Below are 19,590 nucleotides of genomic sequence, written 5' to 3' on the forward strand. Positions count from 1 at the left end.
CGCATAGACAGGGGTTAAGTAAGTTATGATAAATATGAAAGCAGAACGGCAATTCATAGGCAATAGTACGTATCGTAGCCGATTGGTAGATGGTCATTTTCATACTGAATTATGTCCACATGGTAGCGGTGATAGAACGGCATTGATGATTGAAAAAGCCATTGAATTGCGCATCGAAAAGGTGTGTTTAACAGAGCATGCGCCGTTGCCAAAGGCCTTTGAGGCAGAGTACGGTGGTGACAAGGTTGCTTATGATACGGCGTCTCTTAAACTCAATCAAGTGGATTCTTATCTTGAATTGGGACGTGAATTACAACGTGCCTATGGTACGCATATCGATATTTCCCTTGGCTTTGAGGTGGATTATATCCCTGGTTTTGAAAGCGACATTCAAGACTTTCTTGATCGCTATGGTCCATTGACAGACGATAATATTCTATCTGTTCACTTTATGGATGGCGTAGGTGGCAAATACTACTGTGTTGACTATAATACAGAGGAATTTGAAAAGGGCTTTGGTCCTTGGATTTCTAATCAAAGTGAATTGTACTATAAATACTTTAGTATCATTCGCCAAGCAGTGCGTGCTGATTTGGGTGCCTATACGCCAAAACGAATCGGTCATTTTGATTTAATTAAGAAATACCAACACCATTTCGGTTTTGAACACCATTTAGATAAACGAAATGCTCAATTAGTGAGCGATATATTACATATTATGCGCGTTCAAGGTAGAGAACTAGACTATAATATGAGTGGATTCTTTAAACCTGATTGCGGTGAGATGTATCCGAGTCGTTTTATTCAAGGGATAGCTGCCATTATTGGTGTACCCTTTGTGCTAGGATCTGATGCGCATAGTGTAGCAGATGTAGCAAAGGTTTGGGACTAGATATATTATGTGATTATGATATAATAAAAGTAAGAAGAGCCAATTAACGTTGTGGAATGCGTTAGGCTCATCTCCAAGAAAATAGAAAATGAGAAATGGCCTAATGTCCCTTACGGGGTGTTAGGTCATTCTTTTTAGTAATTTATACTTCAGTATAAGTAGTAAAATATGAATATTTTATTGACTTTTTTTTCTATAAGTATTATTATAATTTCATGCTTTAGCGTGATAAAGTGATAAAATCCAAAAGAATCTATATATTTTAAATAGTAATATTAGCATGGTTTATAGAAAGGATGATCCTCATGGTACAGAAACAGTTGCCTACAGGTTTTCGTGATGATATAGGGGCTGTAGCGGAGCGCAAGGATGATGTGAGTCAGTATTTGCTTAGCCTTTGCCGCAATCGTCAGTATACAAAAATTTCTACACCTCTTGTAGAATACAAAGATGTGTTTAATGGTTATACATTAGGCCGTGGTCAACATATGTACGAATTCTTTGGTAGTTCTGATGCATCTGTGGTTATCCGTCCCGATTTAACCATGCCAATCGGTCGTTTTTTGGCGACTACGAATATTGAATTGCCTCGCAAGTTCTACTATCTTGGCGATGTATTGATGAAAAACAAACAGCATCGTGGCGATATTAACCAAGTTACACAAGGTGGTATCGAAATGGTCGGCTATGAAGGTATTGATGCCGAGCTAGAATGCTTTGCCATCATTAAAGAGGTGAATGAATCACAGCTCAATAATACCTTATTATTAGAAATTGGTGATGCTCGTTTCTCCCGTGCTATCACCGATGCATTGGGCTTGACCGATGGGGAACGGACAGATTTGCTCGATGCGTTATTTACAAAATATTTGCCACGCTATAACGAATTGATTAGCGAATTTAAAAATAATGCATTGTATCCATTCCTTATGATTTGGCCTCGCTTATTCGGCACTGTAAATGATATTAAAAATGAGCTTAGTCAAGTCATCTTGCCTGCAGGGGCACAACGTATTTTAGATAGCCTTATGGACCTAGCGGGACAAATTGAAGCGACTGGCCAACAAGTTCGCATTGATGTGTCTACAGAACCACTTCAATCCTATTACACAGGCCTTACCTTTAGAGGTTATGTAGATGGCGTATCTCAATACATCGTCAGCGGTGGTCGCTATGATGGTCTCTTATCTGGATTTGATGGCACACCGATGCCATCCGTTGGTATGGCTTTCAACATCGATGTCCTTACAGATGTGCTTATGCAAGGTGAAAGCAACATTCAAGATAATGGCAAATTGCGCATCGCCTTGACAAAGGGGCGCGTTGAAAAGGATTTTATTCCACTCTTAGAGTCCTGTGGTATTGACTGCGAACCATTACGCAACAAAGCGCGTAAGTTGATTATCCCATTGGGGGATTCGGTAGAGGTTATCTTAGCGAAGGGCCCTGATGTAACGACATATTTGAATAATGGTGTCGTTGATTTAGGCATCGTTGGTAGTGATGTACTGGATGAACAAGACAATACATCTTATGAAATGCTAGATTTGAAAACGGGCCAATGCCAATTTATCTTGGCCTCCTTAGAAGGGTACAATCCGAAGGAAGGCCGTCGTCAACGGATTGGTACAAAATATCCAACTATTACAAAACAATATTTCGGATCCCAAGACGTAGAAATCATTAAAATCGAAGGTTCCGTTGAATTGGCGCCCCTCGTAGGTCTGGCCGATGCCATTGTAGATATTACGGAAACGGGTACAACGCTACGAGAAAATAATCTTAAAATCTATGATTGGCTCCAACCAATCTCAACGCGCCTTGTGGCAAATCCATTGGCATTAAAACAAAAAAGAAATACCATCTTTGCGTTGATTGACCAATTACAATCGGCTATTGATAAAAAATAGATTGCCTATGCTATTGCGATGTGATGAGAAACGTTTACAATAGAAGTATTCATATACATAGTTTGAAATGAGGATATACAATGAAAATTTACAAAGAATCTCTTGATGCAATGCTTAGCATTGTCCGCCAATATACACAACAAACAACAGATATGGAAATTGAACGCCGCGTGTACGATATTATCGAAAATGTGCGTGCTAATGGCGATGCAGCACTCCGTGAATATTCTGAAAAATTCGATGGCGTAAAGCTTGATGATTTCAAGGTGGATCAATCTATCATCGATGCGGCATGGGACAATTTACCAGAAGACTTGAAACACGCTTTATTGGTAGCGAAGAAAAATATAACTGAATTCCATAGCCGTGAAATTGAACAAGGCTTTGTCGATATGGATACACCAGGCATTACACGTGGTCAAAAGGTAACGCCATTGGCTCGTGTTGGTCTCTATGTTCCAGGTGGCACAGCGGCATATCCATCTACCATTATGATGACTGCATTGCCTGCAAAAATCGCTGGTGTTAAGGAAATTATCATGGTAACACCTCCTCAAAAAGATGGCATTAATCCTGCTGTGCTAGGCGCTGCAAAACTTGCTGGTGTTGATGCGGTATACCAAGTGGGGGGTGCTCAAGGTGTTGCGGCTCTTGCATATGGTACTGAACAAATTCCAAAGGTAGATAAAATTGTAGGCCCTGGTAATATTTATGTGGCCACTGCCAAGCGCCAAGTATTTGGTCAAGTTGATATCGACATGATTGCAGGTCCTAGTGAAATCGGTGTCATCGCTGATGAAAGTGCTAATCCAGTACATCTTGCTGCGGACTTATTATCTCAAGCAGAACATGATCCACGAGCTCGTGCCATCATGGTTACCAATAGTGAAAAACTAGCTAACCTCGTATCTGATGAGGTAGAACGCCAACTTTCACAATTACCTCGTGAAAACATTGCTCGTCCAGCTATCGAAAACAATAGCTATATTGCTGTTATGGATAGCGTAGAAGATATGTTTACCGTGATGAACGAAGTAGCACCAGAACATTTGGAAATTCAATTACCGGACCCTATGGAATATATGAGCATGGTAGAAAATGCAGGTTCCGTATTCCTTGGCAGATATGCCTCTGAACCATTGGGCGACTATGTAGGCGGTACAAATCACGTATTACCTACGAGTGGTACTGCAAAATTCTCGTCCCCACTTGGTGTGTACGATTTCGTAAAACGCATTTCCTTTACTCAATTTAGCCGTGAACGCTTACAAGAGGTTGCGAAGGATATTACTACCTTGGCTCGTACAGAAGGTCTTGAAGCACATGCTCGTGCTATTGAAGTGCGCTTTGAAAAATAATTGTATGGATGGGAACGCCTTAAAGGGCTTCCTTAATGATAAGAGGATACTATGATGAGAACAAATCGGTCAGCTACGGTAACTCGTAAAACGGGCGAAACAGATATTACAATTACACTTACCCTAGATGGAAATCAGGACATTCACGTCGATACAGGCATCGGTTTTCTTGATCATATGCTCCATTTGTTGGCTAAGCATGGCCGTTTTGGTCTTGCTGTAAAAGCCGTAGGCGATACGTACGTGGATGCGCATCATACGGTAGAGGATATTGCATTGACCTTAGGGCAAGCATTGACACAGGCTCTAGGTGACAAGGCGGGTATCGAGCGTTATGGCGATGCGTGGGTGCCTATGGATGAAGCGTTGACACAGGTTGTTATCGATCTTAGCGGTCGTCCATACCTCGTGTTTAATGGTGAGTTTACGACTCCTGTATTGGGGGGTAATTTTGAAACAGAATTGGTAGAGGATTTCTTCCAAGCATTGGCTGTGAGTGGCGCCATGAATTTACATGTGCGCAACGAATATGGTCGCAATACGCATCATATTATTGAAAGCATGTTTAAGGCTACGGGCCGTGCATTGCGTAAGGCGGTTACCATTAACCCAGACATTCAAGGTGTGAATTCTACAAAGGGTATGATTTAATAGAGCCCTTATGAATGGTGAAAGCAGGGCCACATAAGGCTCGTGAATAGAGGAGATACTATGATTTTTCCAGCTATAGATTTACAAGATGGTCGCAGTGTACGCCTATATAAAGGGGATTTTGCAAAGGAAACCATCATCAATCCAGATCCGGTTGACCAAGCATCTCAGTACGAGGCTGCTGGCGTTGGCGCTTTGCACCTCGTCGACTTAGATGGGGCAAAGGCGGGGAAACCAGTTAATGTGGATATCGTTAAACGCGTGCGCGCTTCATTTACAGGTGTGTTAGAAATCGGTGGCGGTATTCGTGATAAAGATGCGGTAGACCTATATTTAGAAATGGGCGTCAATCGCGTTATTCTCGGTTCCGTAGCTCTTAAAAATCCTGAATTGACGAAACAGGTTATCGCTGAATATGGTCCAGAACGCATCGTTATCGGCGTAGACGGTAAGAATGGTAAGGTTGCTGCAGAAGGTTGGCTCGATCAATCTGATGTGCCTATGACCGACCTTATCGGTGCTATGGTGGCAGCCGGTGCGAAGTATTTTATCGTTACCGATGTGGATCGAGATGGCACAATGCAAGGTGCTAATGAAGACTTATTGGGTTCCTTACAAGAACAATTTCCTACGGCCCGTATTGTTGCATCCGGTGGTGTCCGCCATTTAGAGGATATTAAGAATCTTGAAAAACGCGGTGTTGTAGACAGCATTGTAGGTAAGGCTCTATATGAAGGCACTATTACATTAGAAGAAATTGCTGCGTTTAATAAGGAGAATACATCATGTTAGCAAAACGGATTATTCCTTGTTTAGACGTAGATAATGGTCGCGTAAAAAAAGGTGTTAACTTTGTAAATCTCGTTGATGTAGGTAGTCCCATCGATATTGCAGCTACCTATGAGGAACAGGGGGCAGATGAACTCGTATTCCTCGATATTACGGCTACAGTAGACCGACGTACGACGATGCGCGATGTGGTTACAGATATTTCAAAACATGTGTTCATGCCCCTCACCGTAGGTGGTGGTATTAAAACAGTGGACGATATGAGCGCATTGCTGAAAGCTGGCGCCGATAAGGTATCGCTGAATTCAGCGGCTTTAGCGCGCCCAGAACTCATCAGTGAAGGCGCTCAAAAGTTTGGTAATCAATGTATGGTGGTAGCTATTGATGTAAAAACTGATCCAGAGACTGGTAAATGGTATGTGTATACCCATGGCGGTCGTAAGCGTAGCGATTGGGAAGCCCTAGCGTGGGCTAAAGAAGCGGTGAGCCGTGGCGCTGGTGAGTTATTGGTGACAAGCATGGATAAGGATGGCACCAAATTTGGCTTTGATATTAAACTATATAAGGCCTTGGAAGAGGTCGTAGATGTACCGATTATCGCCTCCGGTGGAGCTGGTACGGTACAGCATTTTATCGATGTTTTTACCGAGACCGGCGTTACGGGTGCATTAGCAGCATCTATATTCCATTTTGGTGACATCAGCATTCCCAATTTGAAATCACAATTGAAAGCAGCGGGCATTGCTGTTAGATAGGGTAGGAGATTGTAGCATACATGAAACCAGACTTTAATAAAGGTGGCGGCCTGTTACCGACGGTCGTTCAAGATAATACAACAAAAGCAGTGCTCATGGTGGCGTGGATGAACGAAGAAAGCTTTCACAAAACACTAGAAACCAAGGAAACTTGGTTTTGGTCTCGCTCGCGCCAAGAACTATGGCATAAGGGTGGTACAAGTGGCAATGTACAACATGTGGTGGATATGAAGCTCGATTGCGATGGCGATACATTACTGGTTCTCGTCAATGCAGAAGGTCCTGCGTGCCATACGGGAGCTGTGAGCTGTTTTTTTAACGATGTAGAAGCGTAGAGAAATATATGGAGTATAATGTGAGATGACGCGTAGGCGTTAGCTTTCACAAAGGAGAAGAACAATGGCCAATCAACAAACATTAGAAGAATTATACGCCATTATTAAGGGGCGCAAGGAAACACCAAAGGAAGGATCCTATACAAATTACTTGTTCGATAAGGGACTCGATAAAATCTTGAAAAAGGTAGGCGAAGAAGCAACAGAAGTTGTCATCGCCGCTAAGAACGAAGATCCCCGAGAACTAGTGTATGAAACAGCAGACGTACTCTACCATTTGCTCGTATTGTTGGTGGAAAAGGGCGTTTCTTACGAAGCCATCTTAGAAGAGTTGGCAAGCCGTGAAGGCGTCATCAGCAAAACACAGGAACGCAAAGCGATTACAGATTTGTAAGGAGTAGAGTATGAAGAAGATTATTGGCCAATTAAAGCCTTATGTGCCAGAGGAACCGGCAGAGTCCGTCAAAGCTCGCCTCGGTGTGGAGCGCCTTGTGCGATTGTCAGCCAATGAAAACCCTTATGGTACATCGCCAAAGGTGCGCGACGCAGTACTAGACTATGTGACGAACAATGATGCCAATCTATATCCAGATGGCAACGCATCATCCTTGCGAAGTATCTTAGCGGACTATTGGAAGGTAGTAGAAAATCAACTTGTTATTGGCGTCGGCCTTGATGAAGTGATTTCCATGGTAAATAAAACATTTATCAATGCCGGTGATTCTATCGTTATCAGCGTGCCCGCATTCTCTGAATATGGTCTTAATGGCCTTGTAGAAGGTGCTGTTATCCGCGAGGTTCCGTGTATTGAGGCAACAGGGCAATACGATTTTAAGGCGATGCGTCAAGCTGTAGATGATACGACGCGCCTCGTATGGATTTGTAATCCTAACAACCCAACAGGAACCTATGAATCTGTTGAAGATATTCGTAACTTTATCAGTACATTGCCGAAAGATGTGTTAGTTATCATCGATGAGGCGTATATCGATTTTGTAACCTCCGTAGAGGTGCCAACAGCACGAGCATTGCTGGATGAATTCCCTAATGTGTTTATCATGCGTACATTCTCAAAGGCCTATGGCCTTGCGAACTACCGTGTTGGCTATATGATGAGTAGCGCTGAATTAGCTAATTATATACAAACGATTCGCTTGCCATATAACTTGAATACATTGTCCCAAGTGGCTGCTGAGGCGGCATTCGGCGATTGTGAATTTTTGCGTAGCACTGTAGAGAAAAATGCAGCGGAACGCGTGTTGTGGGAACAAACCTTGGATGAAGTCGGTGGCACGTATTATAAAAGCGGTGCTAATTTCATCTTTATGTCCGTACCGAATGCGGAAGGTCTCGCTGATGCATGGCTCGCTAAGGGTTATCAAGTGCGCCGGGGACAACGGGATAATTGGTTGCGCGTAACATTGCCGACTGCTAGTGACGGTGCTATTATGCGCTCTATTTTGAAAGACTATATGGCTCGCCAATAAAAGAAAGGATGTCACTATGATTGCCATAATTGATTATGATGCGGGCAATACATTTAATGTACAAAAAGCATTACAACATATCGGACTTGATGCGGTGTTGACCGCTGATCGAGAGACGATTTTGGCTGCTGATGGTGTGATTTTACCAGGTGTTGGCGCCTATGCATCGGCTGTTTCCGTCCTTCGTGAGCGCGGCCTTATCGAGGTCATTCATGAGGTGGTGGAGCGCAATATACCATTGCTCGGTATTTGTTTAGGAATGCAGCTTTTATTTGACGAATCTGAAGAATATGGTCCAACACCAGGGCTGGGCATTATACCGGGCATTGTGAAAGCTATTCCTAATAACCTCGGCCTTCGTGTACCTCATATGGGGTGGAATCAAAATACACTATGCCGTAAAGATAGCGTTTTTTCTGATGTAGCTGATAAATATACATATTTTGTACACTCTTATTACGTAGAGACAGATTCTCAATATATTACAACAACTGCAGATTATGGAATTAAGGTACCGGGTATTGTAGAGAAGGGGAATGTGTATGGCATGCAGTTTCACCCTGAAAAAAGTGGATCTGTTGGACTTAATCTGTTACGTACGTTTGGAAATATCATATTAAAAAAATAAAATAGTCTTCGATATATGCTTTTAATGAATAATGAGTATCTAGAATGAGAAAGTGTAAATTGACATATTTTTGTTTAGATATACAATGAGTATGTAAGTACTCATCAAATTATAAGCTACAGTGGCATTGGAGACCTAGTTTTATTAGAAATATTTATTCGGCACCTCCGATGTCATGTACATAGGAGGTGTTTTTATGGTTATGAATGGTATTTACTTAGTTATAGCCTCCGCGTGTATTCTAATTTTAGCGTACCGCTTTTATGGGGCTTTCATAGCGGCCAAGGTGCTCACACTCGATCAGTATCGCCCAACGCCAGCTATGGTTCACAATGATGGTCACGATTACGTGCCAACAAACAAATGGGTAACATTTGGTCATCACTTTGCAGCGATTGCTGGTGCAGGCCCTCTCGTAGGTCCTGTTATCGCAGCCCAGTTCGGGTATTTGCCTGGTGCATTATGGATTCTAATTGGTTCCGTACTCGCTGGTGCCGTACATGACATGGTTATCTTGTTCGCATCTGTTCGCTATGATGGTAAATCCATCGCGGATATTGCCCGTGAAGAAATCAGTAAATTTGCTGGTTTTGGCGCGATGCTTGCTACATTATTCTTATTGATCATTACCCTTGCTGGTATGGCTGTAGTAGTAGCTAACGCATTGCATAATTCTCCTTGGGGTTTCTTCTCCGTATTTGCTACGATTCCAATCGCTATTTTCATTGGTATTTATTTGAAATGGTTGCGTCCTGGTAAAATTCAAGAAGCCACTATTATCGGTGTAGCGTTGATTTTCGCAGCTATTATCTATGGTCCAAACGTAGCAGCTAGCGAATATGCTTCTTGGTTTACATATGATTTGCAAACCATTGAAATCATGCTTGCAGTATATGGTTTCTTTGCAGCAGCATTACCTGTATGGTTATTGCTTGCTCCTCGTGACTACTTGTCCACATACCTTAAAATCGGTACAATCGGCGCATTGGCTCTTGGTATTATCATTGTAATGCCTGAAATCCAAATGCCAGCTGTTACCCCTTATATCTGGGGCGGCGGTCCTGTATTGAAAGGTTCTGTATTCCCTTACATCTTCATTACTATTGCATGTGGTGCGTTATCTGGTTTCCATACTGTTATCGCAACTGGTACAACACCAAAAATGCTTACTAATGAAAAAGAAATTTTACCTATCGGTTATGGTGCGATGTTAACAGAAGGCTTCATCGCTATGATGGCGTTGATCGCAGCTACTGCATTGCATCCAGATGATTACTTCGCAATTAACTCCACTGTTGAATCCTTCAAAGCATTAGGTCTTCAAGTTCATGAATTGCCAGCTTTGTCTGCAATGGTTGGCGAAGACTTGATGCACCGTCCTGGTGGCGCCGTATCCCTTGCGGTAGGTATGGCTCATATCTTCTCCAGATTGCCTAACATGGATCACTTGATGGGTTACTGGTATCACTTCTGTATTATGTTCGAAGCATTGTTTATTATGACTTTGATTGATGCTGGTACTCGTGTAGGTCGTTACTTGCTTCAAGAATTATTAGGTCATTTCCATCCTAAATTCAACGACCAACATTGGGCTCCTGGTGTATATGGTTGTGCAGCGCTTATATGCGTATTGTGGGGCTACCTAGTTCTACAAGGTAACATCGGTATTATCTGGCCTCTATTCGGTGTATCTAACCAATTATTAGGTACTATGACATTGGCCGTAGGTACTACAGTTATCATGCGTCTTGGTCGCAAACGCTATGCATGGGTAACAGGTATTCCTTGTATCCTTATGGCTATCGTTGCCATTGCGGCAGACTATGAAAACGTATTCTACAGCTATGTTCCTGCTGGTAAATGGATTCTAGTAGCGTTCAGTGCTGCTATGTTCCTCATGATTCTCATCGTATTAGTAGAGGCTATACGTAGCTGGATTCGCTTATCTAGCATGCCTCAAGACTACCGTACACAAACTGAAATCGAAGCTGAAAGCCTTGTAAAATACGGTAAAGAAGTAAAAGCATAAATCTGATTTGTTATACTACATGAAAACGCACTCGCCTTGGTGGGTGCGTTTTTCTATTTGCTTTCATATAAATTTAATTACACCTTATCATTTTATATAGTCTATAGAATTTATTGACATATATAGAGATATGCTATAGGATGTTAGTAGAGATACATCTCGATAATAAAATAGTTAGGTAACGGCGCCTAGTTTTCAGAACATTCTGAGACTAGGCGCTTTTTGTATGAAAGGAGTCTATTATGATAGGTATCGATACAGGTAATACAGCATGGGTACTCATAGCAGCTGCTATGGTGTTTTTCATGACACCAGGGCTTGCCTTATTTTATGGAGGTATGGCGCGTAGTAAAAACGTACTTAGCACTATCATGCAGAGCTTCTTTCTAATTGGTGTTATCTCCGTTGAATTTATGCTCATAGGCTATACATTAATCTTTGGTGATGATGTACATGGTATCATCGGAAGTCTGCATAAAATTGGCCTTATGGGGACTGAGAATAGTATTATGGAAGGTGCGAATATTCCAGAAATGGCATTCATTGCCTTCCAATGTATGTTTGCTATCATCACACCAGCCATCATGAGCGGTTCCATTACGGGACGTATGCGTTTTGCTCCATTTGTGATATTTGCCATTATCTGGTCTATATTAATTTATAATCCAATGGCCCATTGGGTGTGGGGCGGTGGATTTCTCGCCAATCTTGGGGCCCTCGACTTTGCTGGTGGTCTCGTTATCCATGTATTATCTGGTGTATCAGGCCTCGTACTTTGTTTGCTCCTAGGTCGACGCCGTGGTTATGGGCGCATGCCAATGCTACCGCATCATTTGCCAATGACTGTTCTCGGTGGCGCCATGTTATGGTTCGGTTGGTTCGGCTTTAATGCCGGTTCTGCTCTTGGGGCTGGTCCTTTGGCGGCCAATGCGGTGTTGACGACTCAAATGTCTGCTGCTATCGGCATCGTTGGTTGGGTATTGGTAGAAAGATATCACCGTGGTAAACCGACCGTGTTGGGTGCCGTATCTGGTGGCGTATCCGGACTTGTTGCGATTACGCCAGCAGCTGGATTTGTAACACCTGTAGCAGCCATACCAATCGGTTTCGTTGGTGCTATCTGTTGCTATGTAGCGGTCGCTGTGTTAAAGAGCAAGTTTGGTTATGATGATTCTCTTGATGCTTTTGGTATCCACGGTGTAGGTGGTATGTGGGGTGCCATTGCTACCGGTCTATTTGCTACGGTCAGTGTAAATCCTGATGGTGCTGATGGTTTATTTTATGGTGGTAACTTACTCATTCCTCAACTGATTTCTCTCGTTGTAGCCATTGCCCTTGCTATCATCGGCACAACTATTATCTTCAAGGTTGTTAGTCTATTTATGGACATGCGTGTTAGCATTAGTGCCGAATCCTTGGGCATCGACATTAGTGAACACGGCGAAGGTGCGTATAATCAATCTGAATTTAAAAGCAGTGGACGTTTTATTACCTCTGACCAACATTCCTTGGTATAACGTATTTATGGTGAAAGCTAGCTTTCACAGATGGTACAATAGATGTAATGAAAACGTAGATGAGGTGATACTATGAAACGGATGAAAAAAGTAGATATCATTGCTCGGGCAGAGCAATTAGAAGATTTAAAAGAAGCCTTGAATCGCATTGGCATTCAAGGGATGACGGTCTCCCAAGTATTTGGCTGTGGATTGCAAAAAGGGCATACAGAAGTTTATCGTGGGCAAGAGTATGCGGTCAATCTTGTACCAATGGTGAAGGTTGAAACCGTTGTATGTGACGTGCCTGTTGATCTTGTAATGGATACGGCGCGCGATACTTTGCAAACTGGCGAGGTAGGAGACGGTAAGATTTTCGTGTACGATGTAGAAGATTCTATGCGGATTAGAACCGGTACGCGCGGTACGAAGGCCGTTACTGATGATGAAGCTTAATTAATCATATATTTAATTAATCATATATGTAATACGCGAGCTGCTACATACCTTGGTGTGTAGCAGCTCTTTGTGTTTATACATTTGTGGGTGATTGGTTTTGTAAAATTTAATGCTATAATAATTGTATGACTAGACGATTACGCTCGTATTGGAGCAAATATATACAACTATATAAGCGAGGTATACTAGGCATTATTGCATTTATTGGAATTACGGTAGTCATTATCTCCATCTTAGCTACTATTGCGAGTAGAGGCATGGGTGTTATTTTTAATGAGGTAATAGCACGTCAGACCATGATGCGAGGGACTATTACCGTCGCTAGCCTGAGCGCCACCCCATGGGGGACCATATCCTTTGAGGATTTGCAATGGGCTGATGACGATGGACATCAGTTGATGACCGTACCTTCCGGTAAGATACGCGTTAATATGTGGGATGTGATTACTCGTAATTTTAAGGCATCTGCCATACGAGGCATAGAATTAAATGATGCGGTCATTGTAGTAGATTTAGATGACGATAATCGGGTCGATTTTGTGCCGGCTTCTCCTGATATTAATAAACCCTTATCTGAAGTAGAACAGCGACCTAAAGCACCTAAAAAAACGACCCTAGAACGTCAAGAAGAGCTAGGGAAAAAGGTGCGTAACTTTAATTGGAATGGTCAACATATCGATGCGATTGTGAAGCTTTCAGACTGCCAATTGGAAATATTCCAAAAGAATCGACATTATGTGATGAAGAATGTGAATGCTCGATTTGATATTGATACGAATCGTGCCATTCGCATGAATCTAACAACTGGTAAATTCGGAGGCACCGCCATTGGGGATGGCCTCACATTGGAAGGCCGTATCGATCTAAAAGATGTGCTTAAGCATCGTATGCCTACGCTGAATATGAATCTAAATATTTATGGTGTAGATCCGGCATCCTTAGGATTTGGTGATAGTATTCACGATAAGATGACCTTGCTGACAGCAGTGACGGGGGATATTAATCGGCCCTTTGCATCGGGACGTGTTACCATGCCAATCCTTAGAATCCCTGCACTAACCTTTGAAAATGTGGTAGGCGATGTAACCTATCAAGATGGCATACTGGATTTTAAAGAGGTATATGCGAATGTATTTGGCGGTAAGTTAAAGGCTAAAGGTGTATATAATCTAGATACGCGGGCCTATGAATTAACGGGGGTCGCTACGGATCTAGATAGTAGCATGGCCTTAAAAACACCGGATTTTGCTGTTCCTGTATCGGCGAACCTTAATTTTTCAAGTAAGGGACAGCCTAAAGATATGGTGGTGTGGGGCGATTTTACATCTGGTACAGGTCGTTACATACTCATACCTATACAATCTATTACGGGGCGCTTTCACAATCAAGGACGTCATTTATCGTTCTTTGATGTGAAAGTACATACATCGGTAACAACTATCTCAACGGATGCATTGCATATCGATAATGGCGAATTAACATTGGGACCATTGAATATTACATCCAATGGGGGTAGTAATTTTGCCATTTATGATGAAAGTACCTTTGGCGAGCTTGGGCGTACGATGGATGGTATAAAAAGTGACATGGCGCAGGCAAATCAGAATATGAAACGCGCTCAAGGTAATAGTCAATCGATGAATCAAGAAGGTATAAAGCCACCAAGTGATGCAAAAGGCGTTTTAGATGATGCCAAAGAAGCAATCAAAGGATTTTCCGATAGCTTGAAATCGATTAAGATTCGATGAAGTTTGAAAATTTTCATGTTCAGCTTATCTCCTAAGTATAAAATGCGAAATGTTATCAAAACATTTGATAACATAGTGGATTATATATGTGTTTTATTAGGAGGTTTCTTATGAGAAAAGCTAAAAAATTATCTTTAACACTTATGGCGTCTGTTATGGCTTTAGGCGTTATAGCATTTACAGCACAACCAGCTAACGCATCTTATGGCTATAAATATACTGATTCCATTCGTCCACCAGTTTTGACACCTACACCATCTACTGGTAGAGCACCTGTGGAACCTGTAGCCACTACAGTTACACCAGCTCCTGCTGCTAAAACTACAACAACAGTAGAGCCTACTAAAGCGGTTGGTTCTGTAACAACAGCTAATACTACAAATAATACAGATAAAACAGCACAAGATATTCTTAGCTCTTTGCTTTCCTTGTTGCAAAACTTGTTTAACACTCTATTTAAATAATAGGGGATAACAAAACGGCGGTCCTTATTGGAACCGCCGTTGTTGCATATACAAAAGCCCTTCGGTTGCGTCCGAAGGGCTTTACTGTTTGTATTATTATTTTGTGTTTTTGTCAGTTGTTTGTGTATGTTTAACCTTGATAAGAGGTTCGTCCTTTGCAGCGGATTTTGTGTTGGATTCCACTTTAGAACTCGTTTCTACCTTGGCAGACGTATTATCTGATGGTGGCAAGAATGTACTGATTTCATTTTTGTGAGGCCCGTTCGTATTGGTTGTGGATGCTAGTTGCGCCCGTTGTGGAGCGATGAAAATTTCATCCTTCGTAATTTTTACGTCATTCAATAGTAATTTGAATGCGCTAGGACTTACGAATAATTGACCATCTATCATGCGCGGTGTAGGAAGCATAGATTCAGATGTATCAAGGTTGATAATTTGCAATTTGCCTTTTCTTACGATTTGCGCTTGATCTGGTTGGATGGCTAGTGTAGCAATGCTCATGTCTACCAATGCAGTTTTTGTTGGTGCATCCCAAGCTACCTTATAGCCTAACGCTTCCGATACTTGGCGCAATGCTACGAGTGGTTGTCCATCTACATAAGCTACATTTTGATGGTCTTTTACAGGCTCTAATACCTTGCCATCCACGTTGACATGATGTTGTGTCGGTACGGATGCAGGTTTCTCTAAATTTTGAGCTGGCGCAGGTGTTTCCATGCCGATTGCTGCATGTGCTGGTTGTGCCATGCCTACTGTGAAAGCTAGCGCACCTAGAGCGATGCTAGATAAAATAAGCTGTTTTAATTTCATAAGGGACCTCCATAAGGTGTTATATCGTTCTGAATATAGTAATAGTACCAAATGTATATGAATATTTTATTATAAATTTTAATTTTATACAATCTATATAAGTGTATGTCTATATCTGGTATAAATTTTATATCTCAACCTACGACTAATAGTGTTAATATAATAGTAGATAATGATTTTTCTTATGGTGGAAAATATCTACTGCCACATAAGCATATATGGATTAATGATGAATGCGTTATTAAAGAGTCGGATTTAGAGTTTTTTTTACAACTCCTTGTTTAGAGGGGCATACAATAAGTGATATTTTTGTTAATGAGTTATATGATGAAAAATCTTTGTTCATTTTTTAATCTTTTAGGAAAAGTAGATCCTTTGGCGGGGAAATAAAGCCACATTCTGCTAATTCTAAAAAGAAACTTAGTAAGGAATATAGATGATAGAATTAGAACCTATTAAACAGATAAAAAGTCCAAGTTCAGAAAATGTTATAATTTTTGCTTTGCGATGTGCAAATTATATAATTATAAATGATAAACTTAATGGTCTAATTATTTTGGACATGGATTGGAGCGAAGTTAATAGAATTTATATAGGCGAACAATTATTACTTATTGAAGCTATATATACAGATATGCTGAAAAACAGAATTGTATTTAAATTAGAGTCGTCTTTATGCTTTGTAGATATTGATACACATTTTGTTAAGTTAATACCTATTCCTAATAATATTAAGGAATTCTATTTTTATCAATTATACAAATTTAATGATGACATAATTTTAATGCATACCAATAAAGGGGTAGTATCTTTGTCATTGGTTGATTATTCTGTTCATATTATAAATGAAGTAGCAGAATATGATGAAAAATTTGCATACGTTGTTTATGAAAGTGAAACAAAAGAGTCCTATTCTCATAATGGACAATTAGTTTGTTTGGATACAGATAATATAACTATATTAGATTATTTTAAAAAGGTTCAGATTAAAAACCCTATTTTTGTCCCGTATTTTGATGTATCTGTGACGGATAGATATGGTTTAGCTATTGGAGAGGAACAATTACAGATTTTTAACCTAAATGGAGATAAAAAAAGTAGGATATTATCATATAAAAGACCGTGGTATGGTGAGCGGGCTGATATAGTTGGAAAAGATGATGGACTCCATTTATATGTTATAACTCGTAATGATTTGGACGAATTAACAAGTCTTTCAGAGTATTTAATTCCGTTTGATAAGATGCCTAATCATATAATTTTAATATAAGTGTTAGCAAATTATTGAGGTGAAAATGTTTTTAAAAATATTTAATTTAATCTTTTGGGGTGGAATGATTTTTTCCTAGTAGGCATTACATTAATGCTTGTTATGGATCCTGAGGTTACTAGTGACGAGTTTTTGATATACTTCTATGGTAGTGCTTATATTATTAGTGGAATATTTATGTTGGGATGGTACTTTATATATAAGCTCTTAAAAAAATGATTATATTTGAATTAATCTTAAGGTTATGATTCTTTAAACTCGTTAGGACGTTATAGTTTAATCTTCAGTGATAAGTATTACTGGATGATTTAGAACTATAGAGTCTTTTTATTTTACGCTCATTTGAGGTGTGAGAGTACGTTATATATATGTTATAGAGATGAAAGAGAGTTTATTTCATGTGATTAGTTTGGACTAAGGATGTCTTAGGAATGTCAGTTGCTCAAAATGTATTATCTGAGGTAGGAAATCAACCATGGGTTGGATATGTGTATTATGCAGAGAATGCATCAAAATTTACTCGAACTGTAGCGAAAGTTGGAGGGCCTGTTTCAATAGGTTTCTTACTTAACGATATGCAAAATGATTACCAAATGTACAGTGGTCGAGAACTAGCGAAAGCATGGGGGGCCAACTTAATTCCAGTTGTTGGCGGATTGGCTGGCGGAGCTGTAGGTAGTGCTGGTGGTCCTGTAGGGGCTTTTGCTCTTGGTGTTACTGGTGCAACATTTGGCGATTACATTAAAGATGAAATTAAATTTAATTTGAAAAAGGATGTAGATAAGTAATGTATCAAGATCTGATTATAATACTTGGTATTATATTTCTCATATACAAACTTATTACGCATAAAGGTAAGCTTAGTTTAGCTCGAATTATCTATACTTTTAGCTTAGTACTCGGATTTGGAATATTTTTCATACGTAATTTAATATCTCCATTAACTATGTTGTTGTGGTGGATATTTTGTATGGGGATTTCTTTAGTTGGAATGTACTTTATGATTAAGAATAATGAGTTTGAAAGTGATAAAGTAGAGAAATATCAGTCCAATTTTAAAGCAGGCGTATATGCTTGGTTATTTCTAGTCGCTTTATACATATATTTATATGTTTTAACCTATTATTAGATACTTTGATAATGTATATAGTAGTCTTTATTGAATAACATGTAATGCTAATATAATGTACATAAATCTAAAAAGGACGCTATAGTCTAATCTTCAGTAATATATACTGAATGGTTTAGAACTATAGCGCCTTTTTATTTAATCGTTCATTTGAGGCCTGCGTGGATGTTATAGATAAGTCATAGAGATGAGAAAAGTTTTATTTTATGTGTTTATTAGATTTGTTGGTGAAACAATTTCAGGTAAAACAGTCAAACTAGTGGCTTCCAATGATGTATCTTTACAAGCGGCAACAAATACAAGTGAAACGCTTGAAAACGCCAAAAGTAAAGGCTGGTCTGTTGGGGCTAATATAAGTGTTGCTGGTGGCGGTATACTTGGATTTGATGCAAGTGCTAATGCTGCAAAACAAAAGGGTAATACAAAGGTAACAACACATACTGGTACTACTGTTGTAGGTTCGGATGCTGTTACTATTACATCAGGAAAGGATACCCATATCAGTGGTTCCAAGGTAATTGGTAAATCTGTAACAGCAAACGTAGGTGGCAATCTTTCTATTGAAAGCTTACAAGATACAAAGACATATGTAGGTGAAAGCTCTAATAAAGGGTTTAGTGTATCTACAAATGCGGGTTCTCTAAGTAATGTATCTATGAGTTCAAGCAAAGGTAAAATGAAAAGTGATTATGCGAGTGTTACTGATCAAGCTGGTATTTATGCAGGTGACGGTGGATTTGCAATTAACACGGCTGAAACAACATCATTAACAGGAGCTGTTATAGATAGTACAGCAAACTCTAATAAAAATAAACTTTCTACTGGATCATTAGTTGTTAAAGATATTGAAAATACGGCAGAATATACATCTCGTAATGTAGGTATGAGCTATAATCACGTTGGTAATTTTAAGAACCTTAGTAAAGCAGGGCAAGATGCCGTGTGGAATACATTAGGGAAATTACCTAATCTGTTGCCAGATTCTAGCAAATCGGCTTCTTCTACTACAACATCTGCTATTTCAAATGGTACAATAGAAGTACGAGACGCTAACTTTAATATGCAAACACTGTCCCGAGATACAAAAGATAGCTTGAATAAGCTTGATGAAATCTTTGATAAAAAGAAAATTGAAGAACGTCAAGAATTATCTAAACTATTTGCAAAAGAAGCCTTTGGCCAATTACATAATTGGAATCCAACCTCTAAAGAAGGTAAAGCTGCAAAAGCGATAGCCCATGGTGTAGTCGCTGAAGTATCTGCTCGTATGGCAGGAAATAAACCTGGTAGTGGTTTTTATACTGGTGCTACCAATGAAGCATTAATTGGAGAAATTCAAAAAATTGCAAAAGAAAAACCTGATGTAGCTCAAACATTAAG

19 protein-coding genes are annotated in these 19,590 nt (G+C 40.1%); 18 read left to right on the plus strand and 1 reads right to left on the minus strand.

Translation table 11 applies throughout. The annotated features are described in order from the left end of the window. Window positions 1–25: 25 nt before the first annotated feature. The 15 genes from hisJ (at window position 26) to HMPREF1504_RS01500 (ending at window position 15,001) form a co-directional block, all read left to right on the plus strand. Window positions 26–892 (plus strand): histidinol-phosphatase HisJ, encoded by an 867-nt coding sequence (hisJ, locus tag HMPREF1504_RS01430; protein ID WP_005384476.1) that lies wholly within the window; start codon window positions 26–28, stop codon window positions 890–892. A 305-nt stretch (window positions 893–1,197) separates the two neighbouring features. Continuing rightward, window positions 1,198–2,802, plus strand: a complete 1,605-nt coding sequence (gene hisG, locus HMPREF1504_RS01435) for an ATP phosphoribosyltransferase (protein WP_038122806.1) — start codon at window positions 1,198–1,200, stop codon at window positions 2,800–2,802. 80 nt (window positions 2,803–2,882) lie between these two features. Beyond that, entirely contained in the window at window positions 2,883–4,160 is a 1,278-nt protein-coding gene (gene hisD / locus HMPREF1504_RS01440; RefSeq protein WP_038122807.1) for a histidinol dehydrogenase, read from the plus strand. A 51-nt stretch (window positions 4,161–4,211) separates the two neighbouring features. Further along, window positions 4,212–4,811 (plus strand): imidazoleglycerol-phosphate dehydratase HisB, encoded by a 600-nt coding sequence (hisB, locus tag HMPREF1504_RS01445; protein WP_005375466.1) that lies wholly within the window; start codon window positions 4,212–4,214, stop codon window positions 4,809–4,811. Window positions 4,812–4,871: 60 nt separating this feature from the next. Beyond that, window positions 4,872–5,603 carry a 1-(5-phosphoribosyl)-5-[(5-phosphoribosylamino)methylideneamino]imidazole-4-carboxamide isomerase gene (gene hisA, locus HMPREF1504_RS01450; RefSeq protein WP_038122809.1) on the plus strand — a complete coding sequence of 244 codons (732 nt, stop codon included), beginning with the start codon at window positions 4,872–4,874 and terminating at the stop codon, window positions 5,601–5,603. Further along, a complete protein-coding gene (gene hisF / locus HMPREF1504_RS01455) occupies window positions 5,597–6,355 on the plus strand; it encodes an imidazole glycerol phosphate synthase subunit HisF (protein ID WP_038122812.1) in 759 nt (252 codons plus the stop codon). Before hisA ends, hisF begins: the two co-directional genes overlap by 7 nt. Window positions 6,356–6,375: 20 nt before the next feature. After that, window positions 6,376–6,690, plus strand: coding sequence for a phosphoribosyl-AMP cyclohydrolase (hisI, locus tag HMPREF1504_RS01460; RefSeq protein ID WP_005375309.1), 315 nt, complete (start codon window positions 6,376–6,378; stop codon window positions 6,688–6,690). A 64-nt stretch (window positions 6,691–6,754) separates the two neighbouring features. Then, window positions 6,755–7,084 (plus strand): phosphoribosyl-ATP diphosphatase, encoded by a 330-nt coding sequence (hisE, locus tag HMPREF1504_RS01465; protein ID WP_038122815.1) that lies wholly within the window; start codon window positions 6,755–6,757, stop codon window positions 7,082–7,084. A gap of 10 nt (window positions 7,085–7,094) precedes the next feature. Then, window positions 7,095–8,177 carry a histidinol-phosphate transaminase gene (gene hisC / locus HMPREF1504_RS01470; RefSeq protein WP_038122816.1) on the plus strand — a complete coding sequence of 361 codons (1,083 nt, stop codon included), beginning with the start codon at window positions 7,095–7,097 and terminating at the stop codon, window positions 8,175–8,177. A gap of 16 nt (window positions 8,178–8,193) precedes the next feature. Continuing rightward, the gene (gene hisH / locus HMPREF1504_RS01475; protein ID WP_038122819.1) at window positions 8,194–8,805 is read left to right on the plus strand and encodes an imidazole glycerol phosphate synthase subunit HisH; all 612 of its coding nucleotides are present in this window, start codon (window positions 8,194–8,196) and stop codon (window positions 8,803–8,805) included. A 196-nt stretch (window positions 8,806–9,001) separates the two neighbouring features. Beyond that, a complete protein-coding gene (locus tag HMPREF1504_RS01480) occupies window positions 9,002–10,834 on the plus strand; it encodes a carbon starvation protein A (protein WP_005381399.1) in 1,833 nt (610 codons plus the stop codon). Window positions 10,835–11,076: 242 nt separating this feature from the next. Continuing rightward, window positions 11,077–12,351 (plus strand): ammonium transporter, encoded by a 1,275-nt coding sequence (locus tag HMPREF1504_RS01485; RefSeq protein ID WP_005381549.1) that lies wholly within the window; start codon window positions 11,077–11,079, stop codon window positions 12,349–12,351. Window positions 12,352–12,423: 72 nt separating this feature from the next. After that, complete coding sequence (locus HMPREF1504_RS01490; RefSeq protein WP_005375366.1) at window positions 12,424–12,786, plus strand: P-II family nitrogen regulator; 363 nt, start codon at window positions 12,424–12,426, stop codon at window positions 12,784–12,786. 128 nt (window positions 12,787–12,914) lie between these two features. After that, window positions 12,915–14,537 carry a hypothetical protein gene (locus HMPREF1504_RS01495; protein ID WP_005381559.1) on the plus strand — a complete coding sequence of 541 codons (1,623 nt, stop codon included), beginning with the start codon at window positions 12,915–12,917 and terminating at the stop codon, window positions 14,535–14,537. 110 nt (window positions 14,538–14,647) lie between these two features. Further along, on the plus strand, window positions 14,648–15,001 hold the full coding sequence (locus tag HMPREF1504_RS01500; RefSeq protein WP_038122821.1) for a hypothetical protein: 354 nt from the start codon (window positions 14,648–14,650) through the stop codon (window positions 14,999–15,001). A 96-nt stretch (window positions 15,002–15,097) separates the two neighbouring features. Here the strand turns inward: HMPREF1504_RS01500 and HMPREF1504_RS01505 are convergent, their stop codons facing one another. Beyond that, window positions 15,098–15,811 carry a copper amine oxidase N-terminal domain-containing protein gene (locus tag HMPREF1504_RS01505; RefSeq protein WP_038122823.1) on the minus strand — a complete coding sequence of 238 codons (714 nt, stop codon included), beginning with the start codon at window positions 15,809–15,811 and terminating at the stop codon, window positions 15,098–15,100. A 436-nt stretch (window positions 15,812–16,247) separates the two neighbouring features. Between HMPREF1504_RS01505 and HMPREF1504_RS01510 the strand changes: the two genes are divergently transcribed. From HMPREF1504_RS01510 to HMPREF1504_RS01525, 3 genes are all read left to right on the plus strand, one after another. Then, the gene (locus HMPREF1504_RS01510) at window positions 16,248–17,081 is read left to right on the plus strand and encodes a hypothetical protein (protein WP_038122825.1); all 834 of its coding nucleotides are present in this window, start codon (window positions 16,248–16,250) and stop codon (window positions 17,079–17,081) included. Between the two features lie 431 nt (window positions 17,082–17,512). Beyond that, window positions 17,513–17,869, plus strand: coding sequence for a hypothetical protein (locus HMPREF1504_RS01515; protein WP_038122827.1), 357 nt, complete (start codon window positions 17,513–17,515; stop codon window positions 17,867–17,869). 528 nt (window positions 17,870–18,397) lie between these two features. Further along, window positions 18,398–19,590, plus strand: a 1,193-nt coding sequence (locus HMPREF1504_RS01525; RefSeq protein WP_038122833.1) for a hemagglutinin repeat-containing protein, incomplete at its 3' end; no start/stop codon positions are given.

It is taken from the genome of Veillonella sp. ICM51a (assembly GCF_000524355.1).
GTDB lineage: Bacteria > Bacillota > Negativicutes > Veillonellales > Veillonellaceae > Veillonella > Veillonella atypica.